The organism is Shinella pollutisoli (assembly GCF_024609765.1).
GTDB classification, from domain to species: Bacteria; Pseudomonadota; Alphaproteobacteria; order Rhizobiales; family Rhizobiaceae; genus Shinella; species Shinella pollutisoli.
The window spans coordinates 71,310-83,571 of the sequence record NZ_JANFDG010000004.1 but is presented as its reverse complement, the minus strand read 5'-3'; the positions used below and the strand labels follow the sequence as shown (position 1 = coordinate 83,571).

General features: G+C 69.6%; 12 protein-coding genes. 10 read left to right on the top strand and 2 right to left on the bottom strand.

Annotated features, from left to right (window positions below; genetic code table 11):
* Positions 1-4: 4 nt before the first annotated feature.
* On the bottom strand, positions 5-664 hold the full coding sequence (locus NNZ72_RS04465; protein ID WP_257313304.1) for an HAD family hydrolase: 660 nt from the start codon (positions 662-664) through the stop codon (positions 5-7).
* Between the two features lie 127 nt (positions 665-791).
* Here NNZ72_RS04465 and NNZ72_RS04460 point away from each other — a divergent pair, with 127 nt between their 5' ends.
* From NNZ72_RS04460 to NNZ72_RS04415, 10 genes are all read left to right on the top strand, one after another.
* Positions 792-1,214 (top strand): transcriptional regulator GutM, encoded by a 423-nt coding sequence (locus tag NNZ72_RS04460; protein ID WP_257313302.1) that lies wholly within the window; start codon positions 792-794, stop codon positions 1,212-1,214.
* A gap of 208 nt (positions 1,215-1,422) precedes the next feature.
* Entirely contained in the window at positions 1,423-2,160 is a 738-nt protein-coding gene (gene srlA, locus NNZ72_RS04455; RefSeq protein WP_257313721.1) for a PTS glucitol/sorbitol transporter subunit IIC, read from the top strand.
* 22 nt (positions 2,161-2,182) lie between these two features.
* Positions 2,183-3,181 (top strand): PTS glucitol/sorbitol transporter subunit IIB, encoded by a 999-nt coding sequence (srlE, locus tag NNZ72_RS04450; RefSeq protein WP_257313300.1) that lies wholly within the window; start codon positions 2,183-2,185, stop codon positions 3,179-3,181.
* Positions 3,182-3,236: 55 nt separating this feature from the next.
* Positions 3,237-3,617, top strand: a complete 381-nt coding sequence (locus tag NNZ72_RS04445) for a PTS glucitol/sorbitol transporter subunit IIA (RefSeq protein ID WP_257313298.1) — start codon at positions 3,237-3,239, stop codon at positions 3,615-3,617.
* Positions 3,618-3,642: 25 nt separating this feature from the next.
* The gene (ptsP, locus tag NNZ72_RS04440) at positions 3,643-5,616 is read left to right on the top strand and encodes a phosphoenolpyruvate--protein phosphotransferase (RefSeq protein ID WP_257313296.1); all 1,974 of its coding nucleotides are present in this window, start codon (positions 3,643-3,645) and stop codon (positions 5,614-5,616) included.
* Positions 5,617-5,698: 82 nt separating this feature from the next.
* The gene (locus tag NNZ72_RS04435) at positions 5,699-6,718 is read left to right on the top strand and encodes a sugar-binding transcriptional regulator (RefSeq protein WP_257313294.1); all 1,020 of its coding nucleotides are present in this window, start codon (positions 5,699-5,701) and stop codon (positions 6,716-6,718) included.
* 186 nt (positions 6,719-6,904) lie between these two features.
* Positions 6,905-8,230 (top strand): NAD(P)H-dependent oxidoreductase, encoded by a 1,326-nt coding sequence (locus NNZ72_RS04430; RefSeq protein WP_257313291.1) that lies wholly within the window; start codon positions 6,905-6,907, stop codon positions 8,228-8,230.
* A 1-nt stretch (position 8,231) separates the two neighbouring features.
* The gene (locus NNZ72_RS04425; RefSeq protein WP_257313288.1) at positions 8,232-9,269 is read left to right on the top strand and encodes a thiamine pyrophosphate-dependent dehydrogenase E1 component subunit alpha; all 1,038 of its coding nucleotides are present in this window, start codon (positions 8,232-8,234) and stop codon (positions 9,267-9,269) included.
* Positions 9,269-10,267, top strand: a complete 999-nt coding sequence (locus tag NNZ72_RS04420) for an alpha-ketoacid dehydrogenase subunit beta (protein ID WP_257313285.1) — start codon at positions 9,269-9,271, stop codon at positions 10,265-10,267. Before NNZ72_RS04425 ends, NNZ72_RS04420 begins: the two co-directional genes overlap by 1 nt.
* A gap of 2 nt (positions 10,268-10,269) precedes the next feature.
* On the top strand, positions 10,270-11,562 hold the full coding sequence (locus NNZ72_RS04415) for a pyruvate dehydrogenase complex dihydrolipoamide acetyltransferase (protein ID WP_257313282.1): 1,293 nt from the start codon (positions 10,270-10,272) through the stop codon (positions 11,560-11,562).
* A gap of 54 nt (positions 11,563-11,616) precedes the next feature.
* On the opposite strand, the gene NNZ72_RS04410 is transcribed toward NNZ72_RS04415, so the two are convergent.
* On the bottom strand, positions 11,617-12,252 hold the full coding sequence (locus tag NNZ72_RS04410) for a hypothetical protein (RefSeq protein WP_257313280.1): 636 nt from the start codon (positions 12,250-12,252) through the stop codon (positions 11,617-11,619).
* Positions 12,253-12,262: the final 10 nt, after the last annotated feature.

Below are 12,262 nucleotides of genomic sequence, written 5' to 3'. Positions count from 1 at the left end.
GGCGTCAGGCGGCCGGGATCAGGTCTTCGGCGATCTCGTCCCAGTGCGAGAAGATCCGCCCGGCGCCGGCGCGGCGCAGCGTCTCGGCGTGGGTCGGCGTCGTGTGTCCGCCGCCGGTGAAGCCGATCACCGCCATGCCGGCGGCGACGGCGCCCTGAACGCCGAAGGGCGAATCCTCGATGACGACGCAGTCGGCCGGATCGACGCCCATGCGCTCGGCCGCGAAGAGGAAGAGGTCCGGCGCCGGCTTGCCGTTGCGCACCATCGAGGAGGAGAAGACGTTGCCGGCGAAGAACGGCAGCAGGCCCGTCGCCGCGAGGCTGAACTCGATCCGCTCGACCGAGGAGGACGAGGCGACGCAGGCGGGCGCGGCCAGCCTTTCGAGGAAGGCGCGGATGCCCGGCATCGGCGCCAGCGATTCGGCGAAGACCGCGCGCGTCTCCGTCCAGATGTCGGCCTCGTGCCCGGGCGGATAGGCATGGCCCGTCAGCGCCTCGATGCGGCGCAGGATGTCGGCCTGCTTCATGCCCACGCACTGGGCGATGACGTCGGCGGTGATCGCCAGCCCGTGCCTGGCATAGACCCGCACATAGGCCTCGGCCGCCAGCGGCTCGCTGTCGACGAGAACGCCGTCGCAATCGAAGATGAAGAGTTTCTTGCCCAAGGTGCCTCGCTTGAGATGTGCCGGCGCGTCGATTGCCGTGGCGACGTTATACACATTGACATTCAAAGAAACAAATGTTCATTTATCTCTCGTTAGGCGTTGGCACGGCTCCAGGGAGGAGGCAGCGGTGGCGATATGGCAATGGGCCCTTCTGGGGCTTGGGATCGTCTGGGCGATCCAGGCGGCCGGCGTCTGGGTGCAGATGCAGCACTATTCGGACGTCTTCAAGGGCATCACCAACCAGTTCAACGACGGCTTCGTCGGGGCGGGCCACGCCCGCGGCCGGTTCCGCAAGGGCGCGATCGCCATGGTCGTGGTCGGGCCGGATCTCACGGTCGAGCGGGTGCTGACGATGACCGGCCGTTCGGTGTTCGCGAAGTTCCGGCGCAACCGGGATTTCGAGGGCATGACGCTGGAGGCCCTGAAGCAGGCGAGGGCTGCGACGGGCAAGGACTGTACCGACACCGCGATCGCCAAGGCGATCGAGCAGGTGGAGGCGGCACGGGCACGCGGGCTCGAACGGGAAAGCGCGCTCGGGGCGCCGGCCTAGAGCCATCCTCCGCACGTCCGTCCGGACGCGCGGCGCTCTGGGCAATTCCGGCAAAAGCGCGTCGCGGTTTTGCGTCCGGAGTTGCGTGGGAACAAAGGGATGGAGCGTTTTCGCTTTTCGGAGAAAAGCGGAGATTCTCCGGCACATTCTTGGGGAGAGGAGTCCGTTTGCGGACGGCATTTCAGGGAGGACATGCATGTTAGTTTCAATGCTGGCTGACTACGGCAGCCAAATGAACCCGCACGACGTCGGGGCGATGCTCGGCGACGCGGCGATCCACGGCAAGCTCGCCCTCAAGGGCGCGAGCGACAAGCTCGTCATCCTGGCGCAGGCCGGCGGCGACATCTCCGTCGAGCAGTTCAAGGAGAAGCTGAACACCGTCACGCAGGAGGAGCAGCTCGGCTGGCTCGCCAGCATCGGCAAGTATTTCATCGGCATCTTCCAGAAGGGCGGCGAGGTCTTCGCCGGCTTCGTCACCGGCATCATCCCGACCCTCGTCGTGCTGATGACCGCCTTCTACGCCATCACCGAGCTGGTGGGCGAGGAGCGCGTGCACGGCGTGGCGCGCGGGGCGGGCCGCATCGCGCTCACGCGCTACACGGTGCTGCCGCTGCTCTCGGTCTTCTTCCTCACCAACCCGATGGCCTATACCTTCGGCTCCTTCCTGGAGGAGAAGCACAAGCCGGCCTTCTACGACGCGGCCGTCTCCTACGTGCATCCGCCGCTCGGGCTCTTCCCGCACATCAATCCGGGCGAATACTTCGTCTGGGGCGGGGTGCTGGTGGCGCTGCTGGAGCTGGAGAAGAACGGCACGGTGCCGGCCGGATACCACATCCAGATGGCGATCTGGTACGCGCTCGTCGGCCTCGTCGTCATCCTGCTCAAGGGTATCCTCACCGAACGCATCACGATGATCATGGCGCGCCGCCAGGGCGTCGAACTCTAAGGCCGGCAGGGGGGATCCAACCATGGTCAAGGAATACAAGGCGGTCAAAATCTCGCACGGCAAGTCGGGCTGGGGCGGCCCGCTCGTCATCCAGCCCACGCCCGAGCGCAACAAGGTCGTCTCCGTCACCGGCGGCGGCATCCATCCGATCGCCCAGCGCATCGCCGACATGACGGGCGCGGAGGCGGTGGACGGCTTCCGCTCCCCGCCGGTCGAGGGCGAGATGGCGGTGGTCGTGGTCGACTGCGGCGGCACGGCGCGCTGCGGCGTCTATCCGCGCAAGCGCATCCCGACGGTCAACCTGACGCCGGTCGGCCAGGCCGGCCCGCTCGCCCAGTTCATCACCGAGGACATCTATGTCTCCGGCGTGAAGGAGCAGGACATTGTCATGGCCGACGGCTCCGAGCCGGTGACGGTCGCCGCCGTCGCGCCGGCGAAGGCCGCCGAGACGACGACGCGCACCCGGCCGGTCGATACGTCCGGCGGCGGCTTCATCAACCTCATCGCCAGCATCGGCCGCGTCATGGGCCGGGTCGTCGGGATCTTCTTCAATGCCGGCCGCCGCACGATCGACCAGGTGGTGCGCAACGTGCTGCCCTTCATGGCCTTCGTGACCATGCTGATCGGCCTCATCCTCTACACGGGCATCGGCGACGTGCTGGCCCAGCCGATGGGGCCGCTCGCCAACAACATCGTCGGCCTGCTGATCATCTCGGCGATCTGCGGCCTGCCGTTCCTGTCGCCCATCCTCGGGCCGGGCGCGGTCATCGCCCAGGTCATCGGCGTGGCGATCATCGGTCCGCAGATCGCCAACGGCACCATCGCGCCGGCGATGGCCCTGCCGGCGCTCTTCGCCTACAATACCCAGGTCGGCTGCGACTTCGTCCCCGTCGGCCTGGCGCTCGGCGAGGCCAAGCCCAAGACCATCGAGATCGGCGTCCCGGCGGTGCTGATCAGCCGCCAGATCATGGGGCCGTTCTCGGTGCTGTTCGCCTGGGTGGTGAGCCTGGTCGTGTTCTGACAGACGCGCGGGCGGCCGGGAAGGGCCGCCCGCAGCCCACAGCATGGAGAAGCCCATGACAGTCCATCTGAAGACCCGCATCACGGCCGTCGGCCCGGAAGTGGCCGAGCTGGCGGAGGGCGGCGTCCTCATCCTGTTCTCGGACGGCGCGCCGCCGGAGCTTTCCGAGGTCTCGGTCCTCCACAAGCCAGACGCCGGCCCCGCCGAGGAGGCGCCCGCCGTCGGCACCGCCATCGCCATCGGCGCGGTCGGCACGACGATCACCGCGGTCGGCGACACGGCCTGGAAGAAGGTCCTCGACCTCGGCCACGTCGTCATCAACTTCAACGATGCCGCGACGGCGGAGCGGCCGGGCGAGATCTGCGCCGGCGCCGTCGACATCGACGCGCTGAAGGCCGCGCTGGCGGTCGGCGGCACGATCACGATCGGCGCCTGACGCGCCCTTTCCAAGAGAGACAGCGATGGAACGTTCCACTGTCGTGCGCGTGCACGAAGGCCTGCACGCTCGCCCCGCCACGCGCTTCGTCAAGCTCGCCAAGAGCTTCGCGAGCGATGTCGAGATCGTCAAGAACGGCAAGGCGGCGAGCGCCAAGAGCTCGGTCAAGCTGATGCTGCTGGCGGTGAAGGAGAACGACACGGTCGCGCTGCGCGCCGAGGGAGAGGATGCCGCGGCGGCGCTCGACGCGCTGGTGGCCTTCCTCGAGAATCCCGATTCCGGCCTCGGCGAGGACGACGCGCCCGCCGCGTCCTCCAAGCCGCATCCGGCGCCTGCGGCGGACGCGTCCGAGGGCGCGGCCGGCGGCGTGCAGGGCATCGCCGCGAGCGAGGGCGTGGCGCTCGCCGCCGCCTTCCACCATTTCCCGAAGACCTTCGCCCCGACCCACCGGCGCCTGCGCGACGAGGAGATCGCCGGCGAGCTCGACGCCTTCCGCTGCGCGGTCGCCACGGTCCAGCAATCGATGCAGGCGGCGCTTGCGGGCGACAGGCTGTCGGACACCGACCGCAGCATCATCGCCGCGCTCAGCGACATCGCCGGCGACACGGCCATCACGGAGGAGATCGCCGACGCCATCGCCCAGGGCTATACCGCGCTCGACGCCGTGCTCAGCGTCACGGAGACCACGGCCTCGGCCTTCGGCCGCGTCTCCGACGTCTATCTCAACGCCCGCGCCGACGACGTGAAGGCGATCGCCCGCCAGATCTGCCTGGCGCTCACCGGCGAGCGCGACGTCGGCCTCGACGCGATCTCCGGCCCGGTCGTCGTGCTGGCGGAGGACATCGGCGCCTGGGACCTCGCGCGCGCGCCGCTGAAGCTCGTCAGGGGCGTGGTCTGCGCCCATGGCGGCGCGACCTCGCACATCGCCATCATCGCCCGCGCCCACGGCATCCCGGCCGTGCTCGGCCTCGGCCATGCGATGGAAAGCCTCGCCGGCGCCCGCGAGATCGCGCTCGACGGCAGCCTCGGCCAGGTCTTCGCCGATCCGTCGCCGGCGCTGCGGCAGGCCTTCGAGGCGAAGGTCGCGGCCGCCGCGAAGGAGGAGGAGGGGCTTCGCCGCTTCAGGGACGTGGTGCCGAAGGCCGCCGACGGCACGGTGATCGAGGTCGCCGCCAACATCGGCTCGCTCGAGGAGATCCAGGCGGCGAAGGAGGCGGGCGCCATGGGCGTCGGCCTCTTCCGCACGGAGCTGCTCTTCATGAAGCACGGCGGCCTGCCGAGCGAGGACATGCAGTACGAGATCTATGCGGAGGCGGCGCGGGCCTTCGCGCCCCATCCGGTGATCATCCGCACGCTCGACATCGGCGGCGACAAGCCGGTCTCCGGCATCGCCTTCCCGCCGGAGCAGAACCCGTTCCTCGGCTGGCGCGGCGTGCGCATGTGCCTCGACCGGCCGGACATCTTCAAGCCGCAGCTGAAGGCGCTCCTGCGCGCGGCGGCGCACGGCGCGGTGAAGGTCATGCTGCCGATGGTCTCGACGCTGGAGGAGGTGCGGCGCACGCGCGCGCTGATCGACGAATGCGCGGGCGAGCTTGCCGCCGCCGGCGTGCCGTTCCGCCGCTTCCCGCTCGGCGTGATGATCGAGACGCCGGCCGCCGTGCTGGTCGCCGCCGCGCTCGCCCGCGAGGTCGATTTCTTCTCGATCGGCACGAACGACCTCACCCAGTACGTCATGGCGGCGGATCGGATGAACCCGCAGGTCGCCGCCCTCAACGACGTCGCCAACCCGGCGGTGCTCGCGGCGATCGAGCTGACGGCGAGCGCCGGGCGCGCGGCCGGCATCATGGTCGGCATGTGCGGCGAGGCCGCCGCCCGGCCGGACCTCATCCCCGTCTTCGTGCGGATGGGGCTGACGGAGCTCAGCATGAGCCCCGCCTCCATCCCGCGTGCCAAGAAATGCATCGTCGAGGCCGCACCGGCCGCTGGCCGACCTTCGTAGCATGGGACACTTTGCCGATTCCCAAGCACGCCGAGTGTTGCTAGACAGGCAGACGACCGTTCCAGAGGATATCCGAGGCAGCGTGGCGCGCGGCAAGAAGAAAGCATCCCCGGCGGAGACCGGCCCCGACGACGCGGCCGCGCTCGCGCAGCCGCCCGGCAGCCGGACCGACCGGATGCGCATCCGCGCCGCCTGGATGTATTTCGTCGAGCAGATGACCCAGAACGACATCGCCGACATCCTCGGCGTCGGCCGGGTTACGGTCGTGCGCATGCTCGCCGAGGCGCGCAGCCGCAACGAGGTGAAGATCGCGATCGAAGGGGAGCTTGCCGAGGTCGTGCGGCTCGAGCGGCTGCTGGAGACCACCTTCGGCGTCGACGAGGCCATCGTCGCGCCGATCTCCGAGCCCGGCGCCGATCCCATCCCCACCATCAGCGCGGCGACCGGCGCCTTCCTCTCGCAGGCGATGAAGCCCGGCATGACGGTCGGCGTCGGCTGGGGACGCACGCTCTTCGCCTCGCTGTCGACCATCGGCAGCCGCACGCTCGCCGATTTCAAGGTTATCTCGCTGCTCGGCGGCGTCAGCCAGGTCCGGCGCTTCAACCCGGCGGAATTCGCCTGGCGCTTCGCCCAGACCTTCCAGGGCGAGGGCTACCTCATCCCGGCGCCGGCCATGGTCGACAGTCCCGCGACCAAGGAGGCGCTGATCCGGCGCTGCGGCATCCAGGAGATCTTCGACATGGCCGACACGCTCGACGCCGTCGTCGTCAGCGTCGGCGGCATCGCCTCGGCCACCACCTTCTACCGCGGCGGCTTCCTCAGCGAGGCCGAGCGGCAGGACCTCGCCGGCCGCGGCGCGGTGGGCGACCTGCTCTTCCATTTCTACGACCGCAACGGCGAGCTGATCGAGCATCCGATCAACGACCGGGTCATGTCGGTCGACGTCGACCGCATCCGCCGGGCGCCGCTGCGCATCCTCGCCTCGGGCGGGGCCGAGAAGGCCGACGCCATGATCGGCGCCATGCGGCTGGTGCAGCCGACCGTGCTGATCACCGACGAGGAAAGCGCCCGCGCCATGCTCGCCGACGCCGGCCGCGGCTGATCCGCCCCGGCGCTTTTTTCCAGCCTTTTCCAGCCTTTCCGCGCCGGATCGCGGCGATTGCGCGCGCGTCTTCGCGCGGCTCCCGTCAATGCGCAAACATGAACAATCGTGTTGACAGAAAAACAAATGTACTGTTATCTATCCCCGACAGTCTCAAAACGTCCGTATGCCCTGGGAGGAAATTCGATGGCTATCAATGTCGCGCCGACAGGCTTGGCGCGTGACCTCATCGCGCGTGCCGAAACCGGCCGTCCCGTCCGCATCGGCCTCATCGGCTCCGGCGAGATGGGCACCGACATCGTCACCCGCGTGGCGCACATGCAGGGCATCGAGATCGGCGCCATCTGCGACCTCAACCTCTCCGCCGCGCAGAAGGCCGTCGACATCGCCTTCCAGGAGGGCGGCCACCACCGCGAGGCCGCCTCCGCCGACGCGCTCAACGCGGCGATGGAGGCCGGCAAGGTCGCCGTCACGGGCGATGCGAACGCCATCCTGCAGAGCGGCCTCATCGACGTCGTCATCGACGCCACCGGCGTGCCGAGCGTCGGCGCCGAGATCGGCCTGTCGGCGATGGAGCAGGGCAAGCACCTCGTGATGATGAACGTCGAGGCCGACGTCACCATCGGCGCCTATCTCAAGAGCGAGGCCGAGCGCCTCGGCGTCACCTATTCGCTGGGCGCCGGCGACGAGCCGTCCTCCTGCATGGAGCTGATCGAGTTCGTCTCGGCCATGGGCCATCCGATCGTCGCCGCCGGCAAGGGCAAGAACAATCCGCTCAACGTCGACGCCGTGCCGGACGACTATGCAGAGGAGGCCGCCCGCCGCCACATGAACGTGCGCATGCTCGTCGAGTTCGTCGACGGCTCGAAGACCATGGTGGAGATGGCGGCGATCGCCAACGCCACCGGCCTCGTGCCCGACAAGCCCGGCATGCACGGTCCCGCCGCGACCCTCGACCAGCTCTCCTCCACCCTGATCCCGGAGAAGGACGGCGGCGTGCTCTCGAAGGTCGGCGTCGTCGACTATTCGATCGGCAAGGGCGTGGCGCCGGGCGTCTTCGTGGTCGCCGACATGTCGCATCCGCGCATCTCCGAGCGCATGGAAGACCTGAAGATGGGCAAGGGCCCCTATTTCACCTTCCACCGGCCCTATCACCTGACCTCGCTGGAAGTGCCGCTCACCTGCGCGCGCGTCGTGCTCTACGGCAAGGCGGACATGGTGCCGCTGTCGAAGCCCGTGGCCGAGGTCTGCGCCGTCGCCAAGAAGGACCTGAAGCCCGGCGACAGGCTCGACGCCATCGGCGAATACACCTACCGCGCCTGGATCATGACGGCGGGCGAGGCCCGCGCGGCGCAGGCGATCCCCTGCGGCCTGCTGCAGCACGGCACCGTCACCGCGCCGATCCGCAAGGGCGAGCTCATCACCTATGCCAACGCCGCCGTCGTGCCGGGCTCGAAGATCGCGGCGCTGCGCGCCCGCCAGGACGCGCTCGTCCACGGCAAGGGAGACTGACATGGCGAAGACCACCGCAGCCAAGGCCGCCCCCGCGGCGGAAGGCGGGAACCTGCCCTTCATCTACCGCGAGTATCCGCGCGAGACGCTGCTCGGCGCGCTGCGCAAGATGCACCTCATCCGCAAGTTCGAGGAGGGGGCCGAGGAGAGCTACATGCGCGGCCTCATCCACGGCACCATGCACCTGTCGATCGGGCAGGAGGCGAGCGCCATGGGCATCTGCCTGCCGCTCACCAACGACGACCAGATCACCTCGACGCATCGCGGCCACGGCCACTGCATCGCCAAGGGCGCGGACGTCAAGCGGATGTTCGCCGAGTTCTTCGGCAAGACGACCGGCTACTGCGCCGGCCGCGGCGGCTCCATGCACATCGCCGACGTCACCACCGGCAACCTCGGCGCCAACGGCATCGTCGGCGGCGGCCTGCCGATCGCCGTCGGCGCGGCGCTGACGGCCAAGCGGCTGAAGACCGGCAAGGTCGCGGTCTGTTTCTTCGGCGACGGCGCCAACAACGAGGGCGCCTTCCACGAGGCTCTGAACATGGCCTCGGTCTGGAAGCTGCCGGTCGTCTTCGTCTGCGAGAACAACAAGTACGGCATGTCGACCTCGACCGAACGCTCGACCGCCGTCGCCAACATCGCCGACCGTGCCGCCGCCTATTCGATGCCCGGCGTCATCGTCGACGGCAACGTGCTCTCCGACGTCGCGGAAGCCTCGCACGCCGCCGTGGAGCGGGCGCGGCGCGGCGAGGGGCCGAGCCTCATCGAGTGCAAGACCTATCGCTACCGCGGCCATTCCAAGAGCGACCGCAACCGCTACCGCACCAAGGACGAGATCGACGACTGGATGAGCAACCGCGACCCGATCGAGCGCTACGAGGCGCAGCTCGTCGAGTTCGGCATCGCCAAGGCCGACGAGATCGAGGCGATCCGCGCCTCGGTCGCCGAGGAGATCGCCGCCGGCATCGAGTTCGCCAAGGCGAGCCCCGCGCCCGAGATCGCCGACCTTGCGAACTATGTCTATACGGAGCAGGCGTGATGGATGCCGCAGTGAGAGAGTTGAGCTATTCGCAGGCCATCCAGGAGGCCATGGCGATCGCCATGGAGGCCGACGAGCGCGTCATCCTGATGGGCGAGGACATCGGCGTCTACGGCGGCGCCTTCCAGGTGACGGGCGACCTCATCGACCGCTTCGGCCCGGACCGGGTGATGGACACGCCGATCTCCGAGCTCGGCGGCGCCGGCGTCGCCGTCGGCGCGGCGGTGACCGGGCTGCGGCCGATCTTCGAGTTCCAGTTCTCCGACTTCGCCGCGCTCGCCATGGAGCAGATCGTCAACCAGGCGGCCAAGATGCGCTACATGCTCGGCGGCGCGGTCTCCGTGCCGGTCGTCATGCGCTTTCCCGGCGGCTCCGGCACGGGCGCCGCCGCCCAGCACAGCCAGAGCCTCGAGGCCTGGCTCGGCCACGTGCCCGGCCTCAAGGTCATCCAGCCGGCGACGCCGCACGACGTCAAGGGCATGCTGCTCGCCGCCGTCGCCGATCCCGACCCGGTGATGATCTTCGAGCACAAGCTGCTCTACAAGATGAAGGGGCCGGTGCCCGAGGGCCACTACACGGTGCCGATCGGCAAGGCCGAGGTGCGCCGCGAGGGCCGCGACCTCACCGTCGTCGCCACCTCGCTGATGGTGCACAAGGCGCTGGAGGCCGCCGAGACGCTCGCGGCCGAAGGCATGGACGTCGAGGTCATCGACCTGCGCACCATCCGGCCGATGGACCGCGAGACGGTCATCGAGAGCGTCAAGAAGACCTCAAGGCTGATGTGCGTCTACGAGGGCGTCAAGACGCTCGGCGTCGGCGCGGAGCTTTCCGCCATGGTGGCCGAGAGCGAGGCCTTCGACTATCTCGACGCGCCGATCGTCCGCCTCGGCGGGGCCGAGACGCCGATCCCCTACAATCCCGAGCTGGAGAAGGCGGCCGTGCCGCAGGTCCCCGGCATCGTCGCGGCCGCCCGCGACCTGATCAGGGGAGCGCGCTGACCATGCCCGTCGAGGTGATCATGCCGAAGGTCGACATGGACATGGCGACCGGCCGGATATCGAAGTGGTTCTTCGGCGACGGGGCCGAGGTGAAGAAGGGCGACGTGCTCTTCGAGATCGAGACCGACAAGGCGGCGATGGAGATCGACGCGCCGGCGAGCGGCACGCTGCGCGACATCAGCGGCCGCGAGGGCGTCGACATCGCCGTCGGCGCCCCCGTCGCCTGGATCTACGAGGCGGGCGAGGCCTATGCCGGCGCGCCCGCGCAACAGCCCGCGCCCGCCGCCGCCGAGCCGGCGAAGGCGCCGGAGGAGGCCCGGCCCGCCGCTGCGGTCCCGGCCGTCCCGCCGGCGGCTGCGGACACCGGCGGCAAGGTGCGCGCCACGCCGCTCGCCCGCCGGCTCGCCCAGGAGGCCGGCATCGACCTTTCCGCCGTCGGCGGCTCGGGCCCGAAGGGCCGCGTGACGCGCGCCGACGTGCTCGCCTGGCGCCCGCCGGAAAAGCCCGCCTGCACCGCCGCGGCACCCGCCGCAAGCCCCGCGCCGGCCCCGGCCGGCCCTTCCGACGAGCAGGTCCGCCGGCTCTTCGCCGAGGGCAGCTACGAGGTCGTCGCCCACAGCAACATGCGACGCACCATCGCCCGCAGGCTGGTCGAGGCGAAGTCCACCGTCCCGCATTTCTACCTGACGGTCGACTGCAGCATCGACGCGCTGCTGAAGCTGCGCACGGAGCTGAACGCGGCCGCCCCGGTCGCCGACGGCCGGCCGGACTTCAAGCTCTCCGTCAACGACATGGTCATCCGCGCCTATGCGATGGCGCTGCGGGCCGTGCCGGAGGCGAACGTCTCCTGGACGGAGGAAGGGCTCCTCAAGCACCGCCATGCCGATATCGGCGTCGCCGTCTCGGTGCCCGGCGGCCTCATCACGCCGATCGTGCGCAGCGCCGAGATCAAGACGCTGTCGGCGATCTCCAGCGAGATGAAGGACCTCGCCGCGCGCGCCAAGGACGGCAAGCTGAAGGCCGAGGAATACCAGGGCGGCACGGGCGCCGTCTCCAATCTCGGCATGTTCGGCGTCCGGGAATTCGCGGCCATCGTCAACCCGCCGCACGCGACGATCCTCGCCGTCGGCGCGGGCGAGCGCCGGCCGGTGATGGTCGGCGACGAGGTCAGGGGCGCGACGCTGATGACCGTGACGCTCTCGACCGACCACCGCGCGGTCGACGGCGCGCTCGGCGCCGAGCTTATCGGCGCGTTCCGCTCCTACATCGAGCGGCCGATGCTGATGCTGGTCTGAGGCCCTCTTGCGCCTCCCGCTCCCGCCTTTCTCCCAAGCGGCGGGGGCATTCCTTCAGGGCTGCACCCGGGACGCGGCCCCGCCGCCGATGAGGCCCTCGTGCACGGCGGCCTCGATCATCGCCGCGCGCGCCTCCGGCAGGTCCGGCATCGTCCAGTTCGGCTCGGCGCCGAGGAAGCGGTCGAGGAAGGCGACGGCATAGGCCGGCATCTCGTGCGTGTTCTCGCGGAAGGACCACCAGGTGCGCAGGTCGTCGACGCAGCCCGCGAGCTTCAGCGGCTCGCCGACCTCCTGCATGTGCACCGCCGAGACCGCGCTGATGCAGAAATTGGTGTAGAGGAAGCCCTCCGGCCAGAAGGCCACCGTCTCGGGCAGGTCGTCCGACGGCCGCGCGGGCAGCTCCACCGTCGCCGGATGCGCCTTGATCAGCTCGCGCAGCATCAGCCCGCCGGAGAATTTTATGAAATCGGCGCGGTCGACGCGGGCGAGCGCCTTCTTCTGCTCGATGGTCTCCACCCAGTCGACGAAGACCCTGGCGAGCACGTCCTCGTCCACCCGGGTCGTCAGCCCGTAGCGGCCGTCGAGCGCGCGCACGCAGGAGGCGAAGGCGCGGCGGAACCAGCGCAGCTGCCGCAGCCGGTGGCCGAGGTCCGGCAGCACGTTCATCTCGCTCTGGGTCAGGACTTCCACGCCGGCATCC

Bases quoted from the DNA above. Each gene is read 5' to 3' on its own strand.
- srlA (WP_257313721.1), top strand. From the start codon at position 1,423: ATGCTGGCTGACTACGGCAGCCAAATGAACCCGCACGACGTCGGGGCG.
- srlE (WP_257313300.1), top strand. From the start codon at position 2,183: ATGGTCAAGGAATACAAGGCGGTCAAAATCTCGCACGGCAAGTCGGGC.
- NNZ72_RS04445 (WP_257313298.1), top strand. From the start codon at position 3,237: ATGACAGTCCATCTGAAGACCCGCATCACGGCCGTCGGCCCGGAAGTG.
- ptsP (WP_257313296.1), top strand. From the start codon at position 3,643: ATGGAACGTTCCACTGTCGTGCGCGTGCACGAAGGCCTGCACGCTCGC.
- NNZ72_RS04430 (WP_257313291.1), top strand. From the start codon at position 6,905: ATGGCTATCAATGTCGCGCCGACAGGCTTGGCGCGTGACCTCATCGCG.
- NNZ72_RS04425 (WP_257313288.1), top strand. From the start codon at position 8,232: ATGGCGAAGACCACCGCAGCCAAGGCCGCCCCCGCGGCGGAAGGCGGG.
- NNZ72_RS04420 (WP_257313285.1), top strand. From the start codon at position 9,269: ATGGATGCCGCAGTGAGAGAGTTGAGCTATTCGCAGGCCATCCAGGAG.
- NNZ72_RS04415 (WP_257313282.1), top strand. From the start codon at position 10,270: ATGCCCGTCGAGGTGATCATGCCGAAGGTCGACATGGACATGGCGACC.